Origin of the sequence: Virgibacillus halodenitrificans, assembly GCF_001878675.1 — a bacterium.
GTDB classification, from domain to species: Bacteria; Bacillota; Bacilli; order Bacillales; family Amphibacillaceae; genus Virgibacillus_Q; species Virgibacillus_Q halodenitrificans.
In genome coordinates this window covers 408,951-432,285 of record NZ_CP017962.1, presented here as the reverse complement: position 1 = coordinate 432,285, position 23,335 = coordinate 408,951, and the positions used below count along the sequence as shown (strand labels likewise).

The window sequence follows — 23,335 nt, the reverse complement described above, 5'->3', positions numbered from 1 at the left end:
ATTGAAGATTGGATGCTTTTATGTAGTGTGCTATATTAGCTGCACATAAGGCGCTCATTTTAGTTTCACTTTCATAACAATACTAGCTAGTTTTCAAAGAATATTTCTCCCCTTCATGGTAACATATGTTCGATTAATTAGCACATGTAAGTACATGTGCTCCATGTAGTAAGTTTATTTTGTTGTTCCTTCTGTGTATCTTACACACCTGTAAAATACCTTTCACAGCCATGGAGGAGAGTAGCTTTATCTTATAAGGTTATAAATTGCCAATTATTCTAATATGTCCTGCAAGTGTAGTAATATCCGCAGGTGTAGATGTATATAATTCTCCGTCCATGTCTATTTTTTTCGGTTTATTTGTTTTTATCTTCAACTCATTTACAGCAAAGTGGCTAAGCTCTTGAAAGTCTTCTGCATCCATACGTGGATTATTCATCGCTAACAATTCACGAAAAGATGCAAAATTAGAGTTTTCAATAATTAAGACATTCATCTTTCCATCCATTGGAGATAAAGTACCTACAGGGATTTCTTGTGTTCCAATATAGTTACCGTTTAACACAAAAATTAATACAGCCTCTCCATTAAACTCTCCCTCGTTCGTAGTTATTGTATAGGAAAATGACTCAGCTTGACTGAATGTTTTTACAGTGCTTAAAAAATAGCTAAGTACCCCAAGATTCTTCTTTTGCGTTTCGTCAATATTTTGGGAGGTCTCTGCAACAAGGCCGATTCCCCAAAAATTAAGGAAATAATTATCATTTGATTTTCCAATATCAATATCTATAACGCTTCCATTAACTATAGCATTAGCAGCAGCCTTTAAGTTTTGAGGTATTCCTAATGTTCTGCAAAAATCATTTGAGGTCCCGCCTGGAAGTATCGCGATAATTGGTCTTTTATCTAACGGAGCAATACTATTAATACAGGTGTGGATGGTGCCATCTCCACCTAAAATAATTAACAGATCAATTTTCTCAGCGTATTCTACACACACCCTCCGTGCTTCTTCCAAGGTTTCGGTCTGTAGTATAGTTAACTCTTTAATCGCCTGGCTTAATACAGGTACAGTTAAGGACAGTTTTCGCTCTATATCCTTTTTTCCGGCATTACCATTGTACAAAAATAGAGCTTTGTTATATGTAATCATTTTCTTGTCACCTCAATTTAATTCCTCCTATCCTACTATTCCCCAGCGCTCCCAATTGAAAACACCTAAACAGCCTATTTCATACCTCGAATACTAAATAGTTATGTAATATGACGACCTATATTTTGGGTCCTATTGGAGAGGAAGAGATAGAAATTTTACCCTGTAAAGCAGTAGAGCGAAAGTATCAGCCGATGTATACTAAAGGTTGTATTTTGAAGGCAAAAAATCCGAACTAAATTCATTATTAACTGAATCAGTTCGGATTTATATTAAAAAAAGGGTATTTTAACTCAACAACTTTTTACTTTTTTAGTTATCACGATCTATTGATAGGCCAAGAACTTCACCAGTGTAAGCATCAATATCCACATCGGCTTCATCTTCACCGTTTTCTATTTCAATCTCATAAATCATTCGATCATCATCTTCATCTAGCTCCATGCTAACAATAGTTCCTGCAAATGCATCCAACGCTATTTTTTCAGCTTTTTTCATTCCGATCAGACCATTGGACTGCTTATTTTTTTCTTTTTCTACAGGCTGCTTATCATCATTTTTCTGCTCTTTACTATCATGAGCCTGCTTATTTTCTTGAGCATGCTGTTGCTCCTTCGTGCTTTCTTGTTTTTCCTTATCCCCATCAGAAGCTTCTGTTTTCTTTTCACTTACACTTTCTTTATCCGATGTGTCTTTCTCTCTTATTTTCAACACTTCACCTGTGTTAGCGTCCAGCTTCAGGTCATATTCCCGGTTTTCATTCTCAACTTCCACCTCATAAAAAATCTTATCGAAGTTTTTTTCTAGCTCTATATCTGTAATGGTGCCTGGATATTGATCTGCTACCATTGTTTTAATATCATCAGTTGAAATTTTCGGTTCCGTTTGTGAGGCATCCGAATGATAAATACCTAAACCAAGAAAAGCTGCACCAGTAAGTGCTCCTGCAACAACAGCTATTTTACTTTTCATTTCAATCTCCTCCTTATTGTTACCATCATTATATCCAACTGAAATGAAAGTCTTATGTGAAATAAATTAGAAATTGATGAGAGTGTTCATTTTAACTAATTGGTAGCTGTATTGTAAAAACAGTTCCCCTGCCTAGAATACTTTCTACAGTTAAATTCCCTCTATGTGCTGTAATTATCGCTTTTGCTATTGGCAAACCGAGTCCTGTTCCTCCTGTTTCTCTGCTTCTGGCTTTATCAATTCTATAAAAACGATCAAACACCCGTTTTTGATCGTTTTCTGATATACCCTGGCCAAAGTCTTCCACTTGAAGAAGAATGTTTTCATCTTTTTCACAAACCTTAACATGAATCGTGCTATCACTATATTTTATAGCATTATCAATTAAAATATAAATGACCTGCTTCAGTTGATCAACATTTCCATACACTGTTAATGCCTCGCCATCCTGTGAAAACTGGATATCACGGTCGTATGCTCCTTGGAAGGTTTGAATAACTGAAGAGGTTAAAGCAGCCAGTTCTACTTGTTCATAGTTAACCTCACTCTTGTTTTTAGCTAAAAATAACATTTGCTCCACAAGACGCTGCATACGATCAACCTCTGAATCAATTGCTTCAATCGATTCTTTCCATAGGTCAGGATTATCCTTGCCCCGCCGCTCCAACAACTGTGCGTAACTTTTCACAATAGAAATTGGTGTTTTTAATTCATGTGAGGCATCAGAAACAAAGACTTCCTGTTTATCAAAGTTTTCTTTTAAGTGGTCGATCATATCATTAAACGTTTGCTCCATCTCATATAGCTCATCTTTACTTCTATTTTCAGTGTCAATTTTTTTCCACTCTTCTTCCCGCATATTTTCCTTCATTGTCTCAATAAGATCTTTAATCGGATTTAATAAAAATCTGCCAAGAACATTTCCAGCAAAAATCGTTGGGATAAGAATGATTAAAGAAGCAATGGCTAATACAAAAAATAAAACCTGCATGGTCTCATGAAGAGAAACCAACCGATTAGAAACTTGAAGGGTAACAATATCTCCATTTTTCCAAATAATAGGTTTGGAAACAATCGCAGTTTTTACACCATTTTTTTGTGAAACAATTTGATGTTTTTCTTTAATCGTATAGATTGGTTCAAAATTTGCATACTTCTCATCTTTTGTATGCTCGCCGATTACTTTGTCATCCTTCTTAACTAAACGAATCATTCCATGAGCAGGTAAAAAAGCTCTATAAAACTCATCGGTAACTTCTCCATTACTATTATTTAGCGCTTCTGCAATGGTATTTGTATGTTCAACCAATTGATTTAATTCTTTCTCTGCTGAAATTGTATTGAATAAAAAGTATATCGATGTATTAACGAGAAGAATCAGAAGAAGCATAAAAATACTCGAAAACAACTGGATCTTTATTCGAAGCTTCATGCTACCGTATCCTTAATACTATATCCAACACCACGTATCGTTTGAATGTAGGTAGTCTCATGTCCTTTATCTATTTTTTGTCTTAAATACCGAATATAAACATCAACTACGTTTGTATCACCAAAATAATCGAATCCCCATACATGCTCAATCAGCTGCTCTCTAGTAAGAACGATATTTTTATTTTTCACTAAGCATACAAGCAGATCAAACTCTCTTGGTGTTAGATCAATATTTCTACCCCCTCTAGTTACTTCATGTGCCTCAATATCTATTTTTAAGTCTCCTATATCTAAACTTTGGTTTTTTACTTTTTCATTCGATGGCTTACGAAGGTTTGCACGTATTCGGGCAAGTAATTCTTCAATCTGAAAAGGCTTGGTAATATAATCGTTTGCTCCAAGGTCCAATCCACTTACTTTGTCATGCACTTCATCACGTGCGGTTAGTAAAATAATTGGGGTACAGTCGTCTGTTCTTCTAACCCTTCTTAAAACCTCAAGTCCGCTTAATTCCGGAAGCATAATATCCAGTAATACCAAATCCCATTCTTGTTCTTCCATTCTTTGAAGTGCATCTTTCCCACTATCGGCAATTTCTGTATTATAATTCTCGTAGGATAACTCCACCTCAAGAACTCTGCTTAATTTGCGTTCATCTTCCACAATTAAAATCTTTGGCTTCCCCATTTTATCCACCTGCTTTTTATGTCTTCTTATCTGTACTATATCAAACTTTATATAAAAGGTATTAGCGTTTCTTTTTTCTTATTACTATAATAGAGGAAAATGAAAGGGAGTTGGAAGGATATGCTTGGAATTGATCATATCGTCATTGCTGCAAAGGATCCTGCTCAATCGGCTCAATTATTTGGGGAAACTTATAATTGCAAGATCGTTAAGGGTGGAAGACACGAAAACTGGGGAACCTTTAACTACCTAGCGTATTTCCGAAATGATTGCTATATAGAATGGCTGGGTATCTTTAATGAGGAGATTGCGGATCAATCAGACAATCCCTTAATTAAACAACTCGTTGTGGCTTTTGAGGAAAACAGAGAAGGGCCAATTCAATATGCTCTCCGTACAGAACAGATGGATCCACTTATTGAGAGGTTAACTAAGTTGGACTATTCCTTCGCTGGTCCTATTGCTGGCGAACGCGAGAAGCCGGACGGTACCAATTTGCAGTGGCGCATGTTGTTTCCGGAATCAGAGAGCGTCTTTCCCTTTATAATTGAATGGGGAAAGCAGAAAAATATACCGAACGACCGTGAATATATTAACAATACTACTATACAAGAAATACAAGATGGCTTAATTGATTTGGAGGAGTTTGAGAAAATCACTGACATATCTGTAGAAGGGAACAATATCCCCTTACGTAATGGCAAACTAACGATTACCTCCAATAATAAACTTGACTTCACTTTACAAGACTAGAATAATACCTTGGAACAATCATTATTCCATATAACTTATTGGCTGCACAGTTGGAGAGAACTGCGTACTAGTATTGGGACAATCAGCAGCGGAGCGGAGGTTATCCGCCGGAGAGCAATTTAATCGGCAGCAGAGCGAAATTATCAGCCGGAGAGCAATTTAATCGGCAGCAGAGCGAAACTATCAGCCGGAGAACAATTTAATCGGCAGCAGAGCGAGATAACCCGCCGGAGAACAAACTAATCGGCAGCAGAGCGAGATAATCCGCCGGAAAATGAATTATGGCTGGAAAGCAAAGAAGTTTGCCCTAAATATTCAGGGATTAGCTATATTGGATTTTTTTAAAACGGGAATTTGTATCCCTACCAAATTACTTCGCAGCTTATCCATTTTGAGAACTAGTGTGTCCACCCTTAGGTTATCTTTTTGCATAAAAATAGCGGCTCCTCCTTCTAGGGGGAGGGCCGCTATTTTGTTTATTAACCTAATTGCTGATGCAAGAATTCTGTTACAGATTCAGGTGTTTTAGTATAGGCACTATGTTGATGTGCCTTCTTTTCACCATTTTGGAAGATTAAAATACTTGGAATCCCCATTACCTCATACTTTTGAGCAATTCCCTCAACTTCATCACTGTTAATCTGATACCATTTATAATTTTGAAACTCTTCCATTACTTCCCCAATAAACATGTCCATTCGTTTGCAGTCAGGACACCAATCTGCAAAAAACTTAATAATTACAGGTTCTTCACTCTTTATAATTTCATTAAAATTTTCTGCTGTTTTTATATGCTCCATTCTTTACACTCCTTACTCATCTATTACTTTTATTTTAAACATTTTCACACGGTTTGTCTTTTTCTATGCTTCATCCTTATATTCGACCTTACCGAGAATGTAGGCTGCAAAAAGGCCTGCACCGAAAGCAACAATACTTAATAAAAGCAAATTAGTCGTTGATGGCCATCCAGGAAATACAACAACAATGGAACCAATAACTAAACCGATAATTAAAGCAAACGTTCCTGTTCTGTAATTAGTCAGGAAATAGTTTATAATTTTACTCATTACAACAATACCAAGTAAAATCCCTGCACCTGTTACAGCAATAATATCTAAATGCATATTGCTTATAGCACCGATCACTGTTGGATACACCCCAAGAATTAAAAGCATGAACGATCCACTAATCCCGGGAAGAATCATTGCACTACTTGCAACAAATCCGGAAAAGAAAAGTAAAATATAATCAGAAGGCTGTAGTTTTGTCATGACTCCAACCTCACCAGCATTTAAAAACACCATGGAGCCCACTATAACAGCGCCAATTACAAGTAAAATCACATGATTCATCTTAAAGGAGTGCTTTGCATCTGCCTTATGAAACAAATAAGGTAATACCCCAATAATCAACCCCAAAAAGAAGAATTGTGTAGGGCCCGGAAAGTGTTCAAATAACCATTCGATTAATTTACTTAAAAGTAAGATTGCTGTCCCAACACCAATTGCTAAAGGAACCAAAAAGCCTAACTGTTTTTTCCAGTTTTTACTTAACACCCCATTAACTGAAGCAATCAACCTGTCGTAAATTCCAAGCAATACTGCTATCGTTCCTCCACTAACTCCTGGAATTACATCACTTGCTCCCATTAACATGCCACGATAAATATTTTTCCATTCCATTCTATTTCCTCCTGATTTGACTAGTATGCTCACTGTTCCGGAAATTGAAGCTCTTCCATCCACCGTGTCATATGATCCTTAATCTCGTTATAATGCTTTTTCGCATCAGGTAAATCCGTTTCCTTAAGCTGATACATTGGGACTACCTTGTAGTCTGATTCATTCGTAAACGTTACAAATGTCGGTAGAAATTGTGGGTTACTAATTTTCACTTTAGCCTCTTCACCCTTCTTCTCTTCCTTTGTAAGAGTTAACGTTAGTACTCCACCAATTCTTCGGTAAAATTCGTCCTGACCAGATAAAAAGTTTCCTAAGGAATAAATAACAAAACTCCTTTTCCCACCTTTCCCCTCCACCCACTCAACAGGTTGTAAAACATGGGGATGATGGCCTAGAATGATGTCTGCCCCTTGATCGGCAGCAAATTGAACTAAATCTTTTTGTCTCTCATTAGGTAACCTTTCATACTCATCTCCAAAATGAAGGCTCAGCACAACGACATCTGCTTGCTTTTCTGCTTCAGCTATTTCTGTTGCTATTTGTTGCTCGTCTATTTGATTGACTAAATAATCCTTGTTTTTCGGTTCTGTCATCCCGTTTGTACCATAGGTATATGCCAAAAAAGCTAAGGATATATCCTCATTTGTCTCATAGATTCGTAGTTTTTCTTGGTCTGCTTTGCTTTCATATGCCCCTGTATACATCATATCTATTTCTTTCCAATAGTTAATGGCATTGTGGATTGCTTCTTCACCATGGTCAAGAGTATGGTTATTTGCAAGCGAAACGACATCCACGCCTGCTTTCTTCAATGCCTCACCGATTTGGTATGGACTATTAAATCTTGGATAACCCGATAAGCCAATTTCTTCCCCACCAACCATTGTTTCTTGATTAGCAAATGTAACAGACGAAGCTTTTAAATAACTGTCCACACGATCTAACATAGGCATAAAATTAAATGTATCTTTTACTCTCGCATCATCATATACCCGGTCATGAATCAAGATATCTCCAACAGCAGACAACGTAATTTGTTTATTCATCTTATCTTTTTCTGAAAGATAGGTATCTTTCTTTTTGTGATTTTCAACCTGAGTATCTGGATTACTTCCTTGGCATCCTGCTAAAAACAACATCAGCAGTAATACCACTGGAAAATATATTGATTTTTTAATAGCCATCTCTTATGTCCCCACAATTTTTACGTAGTTTTTTCCATGTTACAACATGCTTTAAATTTATCATAGATATGACTTAAGTGATTACGATCCATTTCATGCAAACAATCCCAGTTAATCCCCTCAATAATGTAAAAATGAAAATCCCAAATCTTTCGTTTTATGTTTAAATCACTTACTAATGCCAAATTATATAATACTTCAATCAGACTATAAAGTATAGACACATCGTCTTTACCATAATTCATGATTTGGTAAAAACTTTTATATAGATAGTCTTCAAATTTTTTTGGGGTACGCATAATACGTAATTGACCTTCTTGGTCAGAAAAATAATTGATTTCTTTATAATGTCGTCCTATATCCGCTAGTGCTGTTCCGATACGATTAATACAATTAATTGCCGTGTGGGGATCATTCATTGCTGGTGAAATAGCTTTCAGCGAAATTTCCACGAGTTTTTGTAACGTAAATTCCGCATCCTGGATATCTGTCCTCTCTTGGCCAACGACAAGCAAATGATTGATTTCTTTTTTATTAATCTTCTTATCCACTTGATACACATGCATGATAGGATATCCTTCTGGAAGAAAATCACCCGTATTTACCTGAACCTCAATGACACAATCTTTCTTTATTGCCCATTTTATGAGTTCTGTCCATTCTACATGTTGAACATATCCTGGGTTCATTGCGTATATCGTTTCCATATTGGTTTGCTTTATTTTTTTAATTTCCTCGGAATCCCACTTTTCATTTTCCGGGAAGTGACTTTCCTTAAACGTATCACGAATTACTCTTGTAGCATCTTTTCTTAATTTTCCCACAAGGTTATTCACCTGTAGCCACCTTGCAGAATGGTGAATGAAATAAATAAAGAATGCCAACGAGGTAATCGCAATAAATACCATAAAAATTGGTCCTAAAAAAGTATTTTCTTTTCCAGCCAATACTAAATTTAATAATGCATATATAAAACCAAAACAATAAACGCCAAGCACGTGATGTGTCATTTTGCTCCGCATAAAATCCTGAAGCGTTCTAGGTGAAAACTGTGTGGAGTATGTAGTTAAAACAACCATTATTACAGAAAAACTTATTGTAGTCATTGTTAAAATGGCAGTAACTAACGAACCATACAATTCCTTTGCTATGCCAGAGTTTGTTAACAGTATGGAGGGCAGGCTATCTTTGAAGCTGCCTATAATCCACTTATCAGCAAACATACTTCCTATCACAAGGAGAATAGAGGTAATACCATATAATAATGGAACAAACCAATAACTTCCTCTCACTTTCATCCAAAACTTTTTCTGGTACATGTTTATTTCTCCCTTTATATTTATTTAATTTTATCTATATGTACCCTAAAAGGATTAAAACAACGCAAAAAAAAGCCGTGGAAGGCTTTTTAAAACAGGAAATTTATTATTTGTTTATATAGGTAATGTCCTTATGAGACAACTTGTACGGTCATATATTTATTAAGCTATATCATATTCTACAAAATTTTTTTCGCTTACTTTATTCTTTCAATAATAGTTGCATTTGCCATCCCCATTCCTTCACATATAGCAAGAAGTCCATACCTTCCTTTTATCCTTTCCAATTCATGTAGTAGAGAAACGAGTAATTTGGTGCCAGTTGCGCCAAGTGGATGACCAAGTGCAATTGCGCCACCGTTAACGTTAAGTTTAGAGATATCTGCCTGCATATCCTTAAGCCAAGCAAGTGGGACTGGTGCAAATGCCTCGTTTACTTCATATCGATCGATGTCCTGTATATCAAGCCCTGCTTTATCCAGTGCTTTTTTTGTTGCCGCAATGGGTCCTATTAGCATTAATGTTGGGTCAGATCCTACAACCGTACGTGTAATAATTCTAGCTTTTGGCTTTACGCCTAATTTGTCTGCTTTTTCCTTAGACATTAGTAATACGGCACTGGCACCATCACTCATCTGACTTGCATTTCCAGCAGTAATTTTCCCATCCTCTTTAAACACAGGATTTAAATCAGCCAAGGCTTCTAATGTGGTTCCCTTTCTTGGCCCCTCATCCTGCTCTAAAATCGACTCACCCTCTTCTGTTTGTATCCCAACCGGAACAATTTCTCTACTATAGTATCCACTCTCTATAGCCTGTAAAGCATTTTTATGACTTCGCAAAGCGAATTCATCCAGATCCCTTCTCGATAAATTCCATTGCTCAGCTATTTTTTCCGCTGAAATCCCCTGGTTAACAATTTCATATTTATCCGTAAGCTTTTTACTTGGTTTAATGTTGCCCATATTAGAAAACATGGGGGACCTTGACATACTTTCAATGCCACCAGCGATTACAACATCCATATCTCCTGATGCAATGGCTTGGGCTCCAAAGTGAACCGCCTGCTGACTCGAGCCACATTGACGATCAATGGTTACGCCTGGCACTTGAACAGGGAACCCAGCAATTAAGGATGCGGTACGAGCGACATTGCCTCCCTGTTCGTTAATTTGAGTAACACACCCCAGAATAACATCTTCCACCAATTCCTTACTGACGCCACTACGATGTACCAGTTCTTCCAGAACGATAGCAGCAAGCTCGTCTGAACGGTAGTTAGCAAATAAACCTTTTCTTTTCCCTACACCCGTACGACAGCCCTCTATAATAACAACTTCTCTCATTTCCTCACCTCATAAGTAGTTGACATTTTATTCCCAATTATCTAAATTATACCCTTAATAGCATGTAAGCGAAAGACTTTAATAACAGATGTTTTAATTTAATTTAGACGGGAAAAGACATGTATAGAACAATAATATCCACAAAGAAAGGGTAGTTTATAATGAAGAATACTCAATATCAGCCAACAAAAAATAAACAACTCTCCGATGCACAGGAGGTACACTACGCAAAAGATTTTAAGCAAGCTGATATGGCAGGTGGTTACAGAAAACCTCGTGTAAAACAGGCGAAGAAAGAAAATCCTGATTTAATTAAATAACAATTTAAAGATTGCTTATGGAACATAAATTAATGTTTCATAAGCTTTTTTTAATTCGATTCTAAAATGTATGTTGTGGTTATTGAGTCGAAAAATGGATATACTGCGACGTAATTTGTGGAGAATGAAGTAATTCATTTTACAGAGGAAGCACCCATTGATTTGCGTTTCAGGCGGACGCTTTCACACCTCCGGGTACAAGCGCGACATCTGTTCGTAACCTCACAGTGTCTTCTTTGCCGCCCGGCATGGCCTCAGCCGCTTCCTCCGCTCCAATCAATTGGTATGTGCTATTGATTAATTTGAGGTATTGAATAAGTAGCTCTTATCTTTAATAGCTTTGAGATATACACCTTAGCGAAGGGGAAATATGGAGACTCCTGCGGGAGGAGAGGCCTCGATGAGACCCCGGAATGCGATAGCTGCACTGGACCCATAAAATTGGACAGTCTTTTTTATACAGTTAACTCAAAGGCTTTTCGATATGCCACGGGGCTTTTTCGATTTAACCTTGATTTAATTCGCAAATGATTATAGTAATAAATGTACGCTTCTAATTCCTTTTTAAAGTGCTCAATGCTTTCAAATTCCTCTAAAAACAGGAATTCATATTTCAGTATCCCAAAAAAGTTCTCTATAACGGCATTATCAAAACAATTGCCTTTTCGGGACATACTCTGTGTGATCTTGTTTTGTTCAAGTATTTCTCGATACTGGGGCATACGATAATGCCACCCTTGGTCAGAATGAATCAAGAGGTTGTCATTTTCCTTTTTATGTTCCAGCGCTTGGTTCAGCATCTTTTCTACTAAATCAAATGTTGGTCTCGATTGAAGCGTGAACGTAAGGATTTCCCCATTAAACAGGTCCAATACGGGAGAAAAATAAAACTTTTCCCCAAATAACCTGAACTCTGTTACATCTGTAACCCATTTTTGGTTGGGGGTTTCGGCCCTAAATTTACGGTCAAGAACGTTAGGTGCTGCTTTACCATACGCTCCTTTATAGGATTTATATTTTTTCATTCTGACCACACATTTAATTCCTAACTCCTGCATAATTCGAAGTACTTTTTTAGCGTTAATAATATGTCCCTTCTCTTGCAGGACATCGGTAATACGGCGATATCCAAGACGCCCCTTGTGCTTGTGAAAGATAAAGTTAATTCTGCGCTTCCACTTGCGGTCGGGATCGGGCTCTTGCATTCGTTTTACCTGGTAATAATATGTGTTTCTTTTTATACCTGCTACTTTAACCAGTTTGGCTACGGGGAATTCATGCCTTAGTTCAAACACTACTTGAGCTTTGAGTTTATTGGTGAGTTCTTTTCCTGAACTAAGGCTCTTAGCTTTTTTAAATAAGCATTCTCCATTCGAAGGTACTCCAGCTCATTTTCTAAAGCTTCCTTTGATTGATTTTCAGCTTCTTTGGAAGAACTTTTCTTTTGATTCGATCCCATAATAGAAGGCCCCTTTCGCGATTCAAGGGCATCTTCTCCAGCTTCTTCCCACTTTTTCCTCCACCTGCGCACCATAGAAGGATCAGGTATATGGAAAATGGCGGATGCCTCTCGAATGGAGTAATTTTTTTCGTTAATGAATTCAATTACTTCTAGTTTAAAGGCTGCTGGATAGTTTGTATAGGTGAAATTAAACGCATTCTCTCCATGATGCCGGTATAACAACTCCCAATAGCGGATAACAGATTCATCCACCTCATAATATTTTGCCAGCTCACGGTAACTGAACTTTCCACTCGCATATTCTTTAACTACTTGTAGTTTAATAGCTTCGGTAAACTTGGACATTTCCAGGCTCCTCCTCGTGTTGGATATGGTGTCCAACTTTTGGGGTGCAGCCCATAGCATGAGGAGGCTCATCAGCCGCCCGCGGAAAGCGGAATATTTCCCCGTAGCGGTGATTTAGGCAGCCTCTATATTCTTAGTTAGTTCGCAGTTTCCTCCAACTATGAATGAACAAAATACGTTTGTACCCAAACATTTGCAGCAGAAGCTTTAATAGTAAGTTCCACTCCATTCATTTGAAACTTTTTAAATGACGATATCGTACAAGGTAATAATCAGAAAATGGGAGGGTTACTATATGTCAGAAGCAGCAATGGAATTAATTAATCTGGAAAAAAAGATCGGCAAGAATCATATTATTAAAGACCTGTCTTTTACCATTCATAAAGGAGAAGTATTTGGATTAATTGGACCTAATGGAGCTGGTAAAACGACAACGATACGTATGATGGTCGGATTAATGAAACCAACCGATGGCGACATACATATACTTGGAAATAGTATCAAAAGTAATTTTAAAGAGGCGATCAGAGAAGTAGGCGCCATTGTTGAAAATCCAGAGATGTACCCCTTTATGACTGGATGGCAAAATCTAATGCACTATGCTCGGATGACCCCGGGCATAACAAAAGAACGAATTAAGGAAGTTATTAAACTCGTTGGGCTGGAGAAACCGATAAACGAAAAAGTAAAAAAATACTCTTTAGGTATGCGGCAACGATTAGGTATTGCTCAGGCACTTTTGCATAGTCCATCTATACTCATCTTGGACGAGCCTACAAACGGACTGGATCCGGCTGGAATTAGAGAAATTCGTCAATACATTAGAAATCTTGCAGAGAAAGAAAATGTAGCTGTGATTATTTCAAGTCATTTGCTTTCAGAAATTGAACTGATGTGTGACAAGATAGGCGTTATAAAAAATGGACAGCTCGTAGCAATTCAGGAAGTAAATGAACCTGTTGAAACAGAGCAGGTAAAATTAATAGAAGTAAACCTGGAAGCAGAACCAATTGAAAAAGCAGCAAGCATCCTTAGAAATAAGTACGAATTCAAACCAGAACATAAGGGTAATATCCTCTCCTTTGAAACAGACAGAAAAGATGTACCTTCTATTATAAAAAAATTGGTAGAACAAGATATTTTAATTTATCAGGTAAATGTAACTAAAACAAAGCTGGAAGATAAATTCTTTGATTTGATTGGAGAGAATATCATTGAGTAATTTTTTCAAGTTGGTAAGCAATGAATTAATTAAAACATATATACAAAAATCAACCTGGGTCATGTATATTATTCTGGTGGGCATCATTATCGGCCTGGCTGCACTAACGATGAGTTTTGAAGAGACTGGAGACAAATACGACCAAGATAATTGGCGAGAAATGTTACAACAAGAAAATAAAGACTTACAAAGCGAGATGAAAGAAGAAGAGTTTATGGAAGGTATGAACACATCACTCATTGCCAAAAACAACTATTATCTTGAAAATGACATTCAGCCTGAGGGGTATGGAGCGCTGCAATTTGTAATGGAGAATCAGTTGTTACTTTCATTAGTCAGCTTGCTTACAATTATAGTTGCGGCAGGCATTGTGGCAAATGAGTACCGTTGGGGAACAATAAAACTTCTTTTAATTCGCCCTATATCCCGAACGAAGATTTTACTTTCAAAATATATCTCAGTTTTACTTTTTGCTTTCATTACACTATTATTCGTTTTACTATTCTCATGGGTTGTTGGAGCCATCTTCTTTGGTGTTAACGGATTAAACCCACACATCGTACTAGAAAAGAGTAATGGTTTTGCCTATGTTCCTGTTTTAGGAGAAATAGCTTCAGGCTATGGTTATAAACTAATTAACTTGTTTATGATGGCTACATTTGCCTTCATGATATCAACTATTTTTAAAAATAGTGCATTAGCAATAGGTACAGCTATCTTCCTGATGATGGCAGGAAATCAAATTGTATTGTTTTTCGCAGAACGCGAGTGGGCAAAGTACATCCTTTTTGCCAATACAGATTTAAGTCAATATACCAACCAGAATTCGCCTTGGATTGAAGGTATGACGCTCGGTTTTTCGATTACTATGTTACTTATTTATTATGTTATTTTTCTCCTTCTGTCATGGGTCTTTTTTACGAAAAGAGATGTAGCAGGAAGTTAGCCTTTACGCTTTGGGAAAGAAGGTAAAAATTTACGATAAACTTAAAGAGAGACTGCAATATTCGAGTCTCTCTTTCTATTATCATCATATTTTTATTTACTTCAACCGTTGACAGCAGTAAGTTATTTAGGCTGAAATGGGCATTTTCCTTTAATAGGTTCAATGTCATCACCTATAAAATATTGCTTCCACTCCCTGTGCTCCGGATCCCCATAATGACTAATGTTCGGGTGCTTTGGCAAGCCATCCCATTTTTCAACCCTTTCTCTCACCTTCTCCCTGGACATTGCTCCCCCTTTTGAAGTACCCTCCAGCTTTTCAAAGATTCTTCTTGGTTGGAATCCAATAACTAAGCTATTTCCAAGGTCACGCGTCTTCCGCTGCTTATAGGCAGGAGCATTACCAAATGCAAAGTAAGGCTCTCCTGCAAAACTAAATGCCCAAAGTGGGTGATCTGGATCTTTTGGATAGTCTGCCGGCCAATCGTGCTCATCATGGTTATGCAAATACTGCAATACCTTCCAAAAATAGTCCCTATAATATTCAACACTCTTTTCTTCCTTCTCAGGCTCAACGAATAGAAAAAAGCCATGGCGAATTAATCTTTTCTGATTATCAAACAAGCGATTAAACGCTTGGAGTGCTTTTGGTAATGCGGACCAATCATTATGTGTGATATAGCCATATCTAAGCTCACCGCGCTTTTGTCCAGACATACCAAAATAGCAGGGAAAAGTAGGATCTGTAACGACTTCCTCAAAATTCCTATATTCCTCCAGTAGCCAACCGGGTAGGCTATTCTCTGTATTGAAATCCTCTTTTGTTAATAAATGATTGGTATTTGTATTTTCCATTGTGCACGTTCCTCCTTGTTATTCTCTCTCCGTTTCCCTTTAGAGTTTGTAAATAAACAAAGGGAGGGGTTTGTAATTTATATTTAAGGGAAAAGCTAAATAGAATATATGATGGAGGATAGAATATGAAGAACTTAATTGATAAAAAGAATACACCACAGAAGTTAAATTGTGATACAGAGTATGAACGGTTATATAGTGTCATCGTTGCACCTCCAGCGTATATGGAAATTAAGCATGCTATAAATAAAACTCAAGAGCATTATTTACAAGATAATATAGATAAGAAAAAAGCCATGGAACAGCATGACAGGTTTGTAGAAATTCTCAGTGACAATGGTTGTGAAGTCATCCAACTTGAACCCCAAAAAGGTTTAAATGAGCAGGTTTTCACTCGAGATATCGGCTTTGTTATTGGAGAAACCTTTGTTGTTTCTAATATGAAGGAAAAGATAAGAAAACGTGAGACCAATGTACTTACAGATCGGTTAGAAAAATTAGGTATCACCTATACGAGTATAGATCAAGGCTGCATAGAAGGCGGAGATATACTCGTGGATAAAAATACAATCTGGGTTGGTAAAAGTGGAAGAACAAACGAAAAAGCTATAGATCAATTAAGTCAAAAGTTACCTAATTACGTTGTAAACACTGTCTCTCTACGTGATGATATTTTGCATTTGGATTGTGTATTTACCATACTGAATGATGATTATGCCCTTGTATATTCAGAAGCTATTGACGAGAATTCATATAAAATCTTGAAAAATAAGTTCACTCTTATTGAGACTACTACTAAAGAACAATTTAATATGGGCCCGAATGTGCTTCCGATTGGACAAAATAAAATCATTAGTCTTCCTGAAAATAAACGCTTAAACAGAAAAATGAAACAAGCAGGATTCCAGGTTATTGAGGTTGAGTTTTCTGAGATAATCAAATCTGGAGGATCATTTCGCTGTTGTACCCTCCCAGTTAAGAGAGGTTAATAACTCTGGCCCTAATTAAATTCAATATCATTTTGTCTTCATAAAAAAGGATTAGCCTAAAATAACGGCTAATCCTTACTTGATTTTTGACTATAGGTATCAATTTTCCCCTTTTATTCTTCTTGCAAAATCAACAAAGCGAAATTTATCGGGTCGATGGCGAGATTCGGTATATTGAAAAAGAGTAGCATCCTCGAGATAGACAGAGCTGCGAATTACTACAACATTGGAGAAACCCTCCAAATCCAGTAATTCTTGATCTTCTTTTGTAGGTTCCTCCACCACAATTTCTTTATGAGCAAAACTAATAGAGAGGTTACAATCATTTTCCAAATAACTATAGATCGAATCCTCACAGATATCTTTTGTTAATGTCGGGACCCATGCATCATTAAAATAATCCTTATCTAAAATAACTTTTTCATCTGCTATTTCTCTTGTTCGTACTACTTCCCAAACTTTTTGTTTAGAAGGTATGGAAAGTTTTTCTCGAACCATAAGATCTGGATAACTATGATTTAAGGCAATTACATAGGTTTTAGCATGAAGCTCCAGTTGGTTAGCCAGTTCCCTGAAACTAACAATGCCTGAAACAGGAAAGTCCAGTTTATTGATACCAATTACAACGGACCCTTTTCCACGCACTTTTTGAATATAACCGTTCTGGGCCAATAAGTTTAATGATTTTCTTATTGTTTCTCGAGAAGTATTATACATACTTCGTAATTCATTCTCCGAAGGGAGCATCGTAGAAGTTGGCCAAACGTTCGTTTGAATCTTCTTAACTAAGTCATGGTAAATTATTAGATATTTCTTCTGCATTTCTGTACCTCTTTATTTTATATAATAGACAATGGATTCATAAGGCCTTAACCTTATTCTATCAGGTTTTTGCAAGGAGTCTTCATAATTGGATAGTAAAATCTCTACGTTTTTTCCTGTAGATATCTCCAATTCCCATTCTACTTCTTTTTTATAGAAATTGTTTATTACTAACAATGTCTCCCCGTTCCACTTTCTAGTATAAGCAAATACATCAGGATCACTCGGTTTAAGTATTTGAAAGTCTCCATACGTAATAATATCATATTTTTTTCGCAGTTCAATTAAACGCTGATAATGATAAAATACAGAGTCTTTATCTTCCAATGCCTCTTCCTGATTAACTTTCTTGTGATTATCAGCAATGGGTATCCAAGGTTCACCTGAAGTGAAACCAGCGTTTGGAGCAGAAGACCATTGCATAGGTGTCCGTGCGTTATCACGTGATTTTCGTTGCAATATAGCCATTATTTCCTGCTCTGATTTACCTTCCTCCTTCATTAGGTTATAGGCGTTATGAGATTCTACATCTCTATACTGTCTGATTGATGAAAAACCCGGATTGGTCATCCCTATTTCTTCACCCTGATAAATATACGGCGTACCCTGCATCATATGCAAAGTAGTTGCCAGCATTTTTGCAGAGGTGACCCGGTACTCATGGTCATCACCAAACCGAGAAACTGCTCTAGGCTGGTCATGATTACACCAGAATAAGGCATTCCATCCTCCGCCTTCATACATACCCACCTGCCACTTTGACAATATCTCTTTTAATTGCAGAAAATCAAATGGGGCAATTGTCCATTTTTCACCATTAGGATAATCTACCTTTAAATGATGGAATTGGAAAGTCATATCCAATTCTTGACGTTCGGGTTTGGTATATAAAATACAATTATCAAGTGTGGTGGAAGACATTTCTCCAACTGTCATCATATTATAAGGCCCGAGGACTTCCTGATGCATCTCATGCAAATATTCATGAATACGAGGTCCATCTGTGTAAAACTTTCTTCCATCGCCCACCGAATCGTTTGGGAAATCCTGATTTTTGGAAACAAGATTTATGACATCAAGACGGAAACCATCAATTCCCTTCTCTGCCCAGAATTGAATCATTTTATATATTTTTTCTCGCAGCTCTTTATTCTCCCAGTTCAAATCTGCTTGTGTTACATCAAATAAATGGAGATAGTATTGATTTGTCGTTTCATCATATTGCCATGCTGGCCCTCCAAATTTGGATTGCCAATTATTTGGCGGACCACCATTAACAGGATCTTGCCAGATATAAAAGTCACGATATGAATTTTCTTTTGACTTTGCAGCTTGTTTAAACCAATTATGTTCTGTTGAAGTATGATTAATTACCAAGTCCATAATCAGCTTTATATTTCGCTTGTGTGCTTCATTTAACAGCTCTTCAAAATCCTCCATTGTTCCATACGTGGGGTCAATGGAAAAATAGTCACTAATATCATATCCATTATCTTTTTGGGGAGATTGGTAAACTGGTGTTAACCAAATCACATCAATGCCCAGTGTTTGTAAGTAATCAAGGCGCTTGATAATTCCTTGAAGATCGCCAATTCCATTTCCTGTTGTATCCTGGAAGCTCTTTGGATAGATTTGATAAACAACTGCTCTCTTCCACCAAGCTTCGTTCATAATAACACCTCATTCTTATCATTTAACACTTTGTTATACAAGCAAAATCTAATTTTAATGTGTGTTTAGTTTGCGCTTTGCAATTATATACGTAATTGTAAACGGTACGATAAACACTATCGCCATTCCTATGGCAAAGCTGAGCCATCCACTTGGTACGATGGAAAATATACCAGGAACTCCTCCAACGCCTATGGAGGTCGCTAAGACATGATTCATCGTAATATATGCACCAGCAATAGATGAACCAATTACTGCTGCTATAAATGGATACTTGAATCGAAGGTTTACCCCAAACATAGCAGGCTCTGTAATACCAAGCCATGCAGAGATACCAGAAGTGCCAGCCAGGCCTCTTAGTTTTTCATCTTTCGCCACTAACATTACAGCAAAAGCAGCTGCACCTTGGGCAATATTAGATAAAGCTAGGATTGGCCATAGAAAGGTTGTATCCGTACTGCCAATAAGCTGCAGATCGACTGCAAGAAATGTGTGATGCATCCCAGTAATTACAAGTGGTGCATAAAGCGCTCCATATACTAGTCCACCAAGTATTGCGTAGTTGTCAAAGATAGCGACAAGACCATCTGTGATCCAATTACCTATCGTAAACGTAATAGGGCCAATAATTAAAAACGTTAAAAATCCTGTTATCAACAATGCTACCGGAGCTACAATAAGTAACTGCAGAGAATCCATTACCCTTTTTCTTAAGAATATCTCTATCTTAGCAAGAAGCCATGAGGCAAATAACACTGGCAGCACTTGCCCTTGATAACCAATTTTATCAATCTCAAGTCCAAATAAATTCCAGGTTGGTACACCGCCTTCTTTTAGTGCATCACCGTATGCCCAAGCATTTAATAAATCAGGATGTACTAATATTAATCCAAGTACAATACCTAATAGTTCATTACCCCCAAAACGTTTAACTGCTGACCAACCAATTAATCCGGGCAAAAACACAAAGGCCGTATTGGCAATAATGTTAATCATGTTAGCTAAGTCAGCCCACTGTGGGTACATCTCAATTAAAGGAGGAGCTTCTTGACCAAATATACCTGGGTTAACAAGTATATTATTTATCCCCATCAGCAAACCAGCGGTAACAATTGCTGGCAATATAGGTATGAATATATCTGCTAATACTTTAATTCCGCGTTGAAGCGGATTTTGCTTCTGTCCTCCAGCTGCTTTTACTTCTTCTTTGGAGGCTTCACTAATACCAGTAGCCTCTACCATTGCTGCATAAACTTTATCTACCGTTCCTTGACCAATTACTACTTGGAATTGACCATTAGTAGAGAATTTCCCTTTGACAATGTCCATATTATCCAGGGACTTATGATCAATCTTGCTTTCATCCTTCAAAGCGAAGCGTAAACGGGTAACACAATGTGTGGCTGCATGGATATTTTCTAAACCACCTACTGCTGCTACGATCTCTTCCGCTTCTTTCCCGTAAGGCATCGATTTTGTTGGCCCTTCTGGTTCTACATGCTTCTCTTTATTTGTGTTTTTCATACTAATTTTAAATAACACTGTTTCGCCTGCTTTTGCCATTTGTTCGTTGTTTACTTCGAATTGATCAAGTTCAGAAGAATTAGTAATGATCACAGGTGTAATAGCACTCGCAGCTTTTTCTTTAATAAAGCTTAAATCAAAGGTAAGAAGCTTGTCCCCTACTTTTACCTTGTCCCCCTGTTGAACATGTGCTTCAAAACCCTCGCCATTCAAAGCCACTGTTTCTAAACCAATATGAATTAAAATCTCTACCCCTGTATGGCTTAAAATACCTATTGCATGCTTGGTAGGAAATACTTGAATGATTTCACCTTCAACAGGAGAAACTACTTCCCCGGCCTCGGGTAATATCGCCAATCCTTCTCCCATCATTTTTTCTGAAAAGGTAGGATCTGGAACTTCTTCTAATGCTACAACTCTACCACTCAGTGGTGCAATAATATAATTACCCTCTTGACTCATTTAAACGACCTCCTTTGTATAAAAAGTGATTCAACTTGTATATACAAGTAACTCGAATTCATTATAACTTGTATATACAAGTTATGCAAGTGCTTACATTTAAATTTATTTTTCAGGTTCTATGCACAGAGGGGATACAAACGTTATCTCGTACATTCAAAGCAAGAGATAAATGCGAACTAGTGGAGGAAACAATCTTCTCCAGAAAAAGCTAATCAGCAGCAGCAAAAGTATTGTACGCCAAAACAGAAAAAAGCCGGTAGCACACCTCATGTGCTACCGGCTAAAAATAAAAGCTCAGTTTTAGCTTGTTTTTGATTTTTTAGAAGCTTTTTCTCTTTCACTTTTATTAAGGATTTTTTTCCTCAAACGAACAGACTCAGGTGTAACTTCACAGTATTCATCATCATTCAGGTATTCAATCGCTTCTTCCAATGACATAGAACGCGTCTTCTTAATCGTAGCTGTTTGATCCTTTGTTGATGAACGAACGTTGGTTAAATGTTTTTCTTTCGTAATATTAACCGTCAAATCATTCTCGCGGTTATGTTCCCCAACAATCATACCAGCGTATATTTCAGTACCTGGTTCAATAAAGATTACTCCCCGGTCCTCCAGCTGCATGATACCATATGTTGATGCCTTTCCATTTTCCAACCCTACTAGAACACCTTGGCGACGACCGCCAACCTGACCTTTAATTAAAGGCTCGTAGGCTTCAAATGAATGGTTGATAATTCCATACCCACGTGTCTGAGACATAAACTCGGTAGAATAACCGATCAAACCACGTGAAGGTACTTTAAATTCAAGACGAACTTGGCCATTTCCTTGGTTAACCATATCGAGCATTTCGCCTTTACGCGCTCCAAGGGACTCCATAATTGGGCCAGTATACTCTTCAGGTACGTCAACCTGTACACGTTCAACGGGTTCGCATTTTATTCCATCAATTTCTTTAATGATTACTTGAGGCTTTGATAATTGAAGCTCGTAACCTTCTCGTCTCATGTTTTCAATCAAAATAGACAGGTGGAGTTCTCCGCGCCCTGAGACAATCCATGCATCTGGTGATTCTGTCGGTTCTACACGCAGACTGACATCTGTCTCTAATTGCTTTAATAATCTTTCTTCTATTTTACGCGAAGTAATGTATTTACCTTCACGTCCAGCAAACGGACTGTTATTCACAACAAAGGTCATCTGTAATGTAGGCTCATCAATCCGCAACCATGGTAAAGCTTCCGGATGATTTTGCGGACAAATAGTTTCTCCGATATTAATATCATCCATACCAGCAATTGCCACAATATCTCCAGCTTTTGCTTCTTGAATTTCAATTCGTTTTAAGCCTATAAAGCCAAACAACTTACTTATACGGAAAGACTTTTGGGTGCCATCCTCTTTCATTACAACTACTTGTTGACCAACACTGATTTTCCCTCGGAATACCCTTCCTACCCCAATTCGACCTAAATAATCATTATAGTCCAATAATGTAATTTGGAATTGCAGTGGTTCATCCTGATTATCTACAGGAGCAGGAATGTGTTCCATAATTGTAGTAAATACAGGATCCATCGTCTCTTCCTGTTCATCTGGTTCAAATCCAGAAGTTCCATTTAAAGCAGAAGCATAAACAACAGGGAATTCCAACTGTTCATCATCTGCACCAAGCTCAATAAATAAATCCAAAACCTCATCTATTACTTCATTCGGCCGAGCATTTGGTCTGTCAATTTTATTCAAGACTACCATCGGAGTTAATTTCTGTTCCAGGGCCTTCTTTAATACAAAACGGGTTTGGGGCATAGTGCCTTCATAAGCATCAACAACTAATGCTACACCGTCCACCATTTTCATAATCCGTTCCACTTCACCACCAAAGTCAGCATGGCCTGGTGTATCTAGTATATTAATAGCTGTATCTTTATATTTTATAGCTGTATTTTTAGCTAAAATGGTAATTCCACGTTCTCTTTCAATATCACCCGAGTCCATCGCTCGTTCATTTACTTGTTCATTCTCACGAAATGTCCCAGAGTATTTTAACAATTGATCCACAAGTGTTGTTTTACCATGGTCTACGTGTGCGATAATAGCGATATTACGAATATCTTCTCTTAATTGCATAAAAAGTACGCTCCTCTTGTATAACGGGATGTGTAACTATAAAATTATACCA

The 23,335-nt window shown here is 37.3% G+C and carries 20 protein-coding genes; 5 read left to right on the top strand and 15 right to left on the bottom strand.

The window, feature by feature from the left end:
* Positions 1 to 259: 259 nt before the first annotated feature.
* From BME96_RS02295 to BME96_RS02280, 4 genes are all read right to left on the bottom strand, one after another.
* Positions 260 to 1,153 carry a YegS/Rv2252/BmrU family lipid kinase gene (locus tag BME96_RS02295; RefSeq protein WP_060681170.1) on the bottom strand — a complete coding sequence of 298 codons (894 nt, stop codon included), beginning with the start codon at positions 1,151 to 1,153 and terminating at the stop codon, positions 260 to 262.
* 312 nt (positions 1,154 to 1,465) lie between these two features.
* A complete protein-coding gene (locus tag BME96_RS02290; RefSeq protein ID WP_019379235.1) occupies positions 1,466 to 2,125 on the bottom strand; it encodes a PepSY domain-containing protein in 660 nt (219 codons plus the stop codon).
* A gap of 91 nt (positions 2,126 to 2,216) precedes the next feature.
* The gene (locus tag BME96_RS02285; protein WP_071648179.1) at positions 2,217 to 3,557 is read right to left on the bottom strand and encodes a HAMP domain-containing sensor histidine kinase; all 1,341 of its coding nucleotides are present in this window, start codon (positions 3,555 to 3,557) and stop codon (positions 2,217 to 2,219) included.
* Complete coding sequence (locus BME96_RS02280) at positions 3,554 to 4,246, bottom strand: response regulator transcription factor (RefSeq protein ID WP_060681162.1); 693 nt, start codon at positions 4,244 to 4,246, stop codon at positions 3,554 to 3,556. The genes BME96_RS02285 and BME96_RS02280 overlap by 4 nt, the downstream gene beginning before the upstream one ends.
* 120 nt (positions 4,247 to 4,366) lie before the next feature.
* On the opposite strand from BME96_RS02280, the gene BME96_RS02275 reads away from it, so the two are divergent.
* Positions 4,367 to 4,999: a VOC family protein gene (locus tag BME96_RS02275; RefSeq protein WP_019379238.1), complete on the top strand. Its 633-nt coding sequence runs from the start codon at positions 4,367 to 4,369 to the stop codon at positions 4,997 to 4,999.
* Between the two features lie 479 nt (positions 5,000 to 5,478).
* On the opposite strand, the gene BME96_RS02270 is transcribed toward BME96_RS02275, so the two are convergent.
* The 5 genes from BME96_RS02270 to BME96_RS02250 form a co-directional block, all read right to left on the bottom strand.
* Positions 5,479 to 5,799 (bottom strand): thioredoxin family protein, encoded by a 321-nt coding sequence (locus BME96_RS02270; RefSeq protein WP_019379240.1) that lies wholly within the window; start codon positions 5,797 to 5,799, stop codon positions 5,479 to 5,481.
* 63 nt (positions 5,800 to 5,862) lie between these two features.
* Positions 5,863 to 6,684: a DUF368 domain-containing protein gene (locus tag BME96_RS02265; protein WP_071648178.1), complete on the bottom strand. Its 822-nt coding sequence runs from the start codon at positions 6,682 to 6,684 to the stop codon at positions 5,863 to 5,865.
* A gap of 29 nt (positions 6,685 to 6,713) precedes the next feature.
* Positions 6,714 to 7,868 carry a CapA family protein gene (locus tag BME96_RS02260; RefSeq protein ID WP_071648177.1) on the bottom strand — a complete coding sequence of 385 codons (1,155 nt, stop codon included), beginning with the start codon at positions 7,866 to 7,868 and terminating at the stop codon, positions 6,714 to 6,716.
* A gap of 20 nt (positions 7,869 to 7,888) precedes the next feature.
* A complete protein-coding gene (locus BME96_RS02255; protein WP_071648176.1) occupies positions 7,889 to 9,187 on the bottom strand; it encodes a DUF2254 domain-containing protein in 1,299 nt (432 codons plus the stop codon).
* A gap of 197 nt (positions 9,188 to 9,384) precedes the next feature.
* Positions 9,385 to 10,533: a thiolase family protein gene (locus BME96_RS02250; RefSeq protein WP_071648175.1), complete on the bottom strand. Its 1,149-nt coding sequence runs from the start codon at positions 10,531 to 10,533 to the stop codon at positions 9,385 to 9,387.
* Positions 10,534 to 10,694: 161 nt separating this feature from the next.
* Here BME96_RS02250 and BME96_RS02245 point away from each other — a divergent pair, with 161 nt between their 5' ends.
* Entirely contained in the window at positions 10,695 to 10,853 is a 159-nt protein-coding gene (locus BME96_RS02245) for a YfhE family protein (RefSeq protein ID WP_019379245.1), read from the top strand.
* 455 nt (positions 10,854 to 11,308) lie between these two features.
* On the opposite strand, the gene BME96_RS19315 is transcribed toward BME96_RS02245, so the two are convergent.
* A protein-coding gene (locus BME96_RS19315) for an IS3 family transposase (protein WP_156035930.1) occupies positions 11,309 to 12,660 on the bottom strand; the annotation gives its coding sequence in 2 pieces (ribosomal slippage) (positions 11,309 to 12,195 and positions 12,195 to 12,660; 1,353 coding nt in all).
* Positions 12,661 to 12,955: 295 nt separating this feature from the next.
* Between BME96_RS19315 and BME96_RS02230 the strand changes: the two genes are divergently transcribed.
* On the top strand, positions 12,956 to 13,882 hold the full coding sequence (locus BME96_RS02230) for an ABC transporter ATP-binding protein (protein WP_060681154.1): 927 nt from the start codon (positions 12,956 to 12,958) through the stop codon (positions 13,880 to 13,882).
* Complete coding sequence (locus tag BME96_RS02225; RefSeq protein ID WP_071648172.1) at positions 13,875 to 14,828, top strand: ABC transporter permease; 954 nt, start codon at positions 13,875 to 13,877, stop codon at positions 14,826 to 14,828. Before BME96_RS02230 ends, BME96_RS02225 begins: the two co-directional genes overlap by 8 nt.
* 122 nt (positions 14,829 to 14,950) lie before the next feature.
* Here BME96_RS02225 and BME96_RS02220 read toward each other — a convergent pair whose 3' ends face one another.
* Positions 14,951 to 15,682: a YqcI/YcgG family protein gene (locus BME96_RS02220; RefSeq protein ID WP_071648171.1), complete on the bottom strand. Its 732-nt coding sequence runs from the start codon at positions 15,680 to 15,682 to the stop codon at positions 14,951 to 14,953.
* Between the two features lie 125 nt (positions 15,683 to 15,807).
* Here BME96_RS02220 and BME96_RS02215 point away from each other — a divergent pair, with 125 nt between their 5' ends.
* Complete coding sequence (locus tag BME96_RS02215; protein ID WP_071648170.1) at positions 15,808 to 16,671, top strand: dimethylarginine dimethylaminohydrolase family protein; 864 nt, start codon at positions 15,808 to 15,810, stop codon at positions 16,669 to 16,671.
* 99 nt (positions 16,672 to 16,770) lie between these two features.
* Here BME96_RS02215 and treR read toward each other — a convergent pair whose 3' ends face one another.
* From treR to typA, 4 genes are all read right to left on the bottom strand, one after another.
* Positions 16,771 to 17,493, bottom strand: coding sequence for a trehalose operon repressor (gene treR / locus BME96_RS02210; RefSeq protein ID WP_071648169.1), 723 nt, complete (start codon positions 17,491 to 17,493; stop codon positions 16,771 to 16,773).
* A gap of 12 nt (positions 17,494 to 17,505) precedes the next feature.
* Positions 17,506 to 19,164, bottom strand: a complete 1,659-nt coding sequence (treC, locus tag BME96_RS02205; protein ID WP_071648168.1) for an alpha,alpha-phosphotrehalase — start codon at positions 19,162 to 19,164, stop codon at positions 17,506 to 17,508.
* 54 nt (positions 19,165 to 19,218) lie between these two features.
* Positions 19,219 to 21,150 carry a PTS system trehalose-specific EIIBC component gene (gene treP, locus BME96_RS02200; RefSeq protein ID WP_071648167.1) on the bottom strand — a complete coding sequence of 644 codons (1,932 nt, stop codon included), beginning with the start codon at positions 21,148 to 21,150 and terminating at the stop codon, positions 19,219 to 19,221.
* A gap of 303 nt (positions 21,151 to 21,453) precedes the next feature.
* Positions 21,454 to 23,283, bottom strand: a complete 1,830-nt coding sequence (gene typA, locus BME96_RS02195; RefSeq protein WP_071648166.1) for a translational GTPase TypA — start codon at positions 23,281 to 23,283, stop codon at positions 21,454 to 21,456.
* Between the last annotated feature and the right edge of the window lie 52 nt (positions 23,284 to 23,335).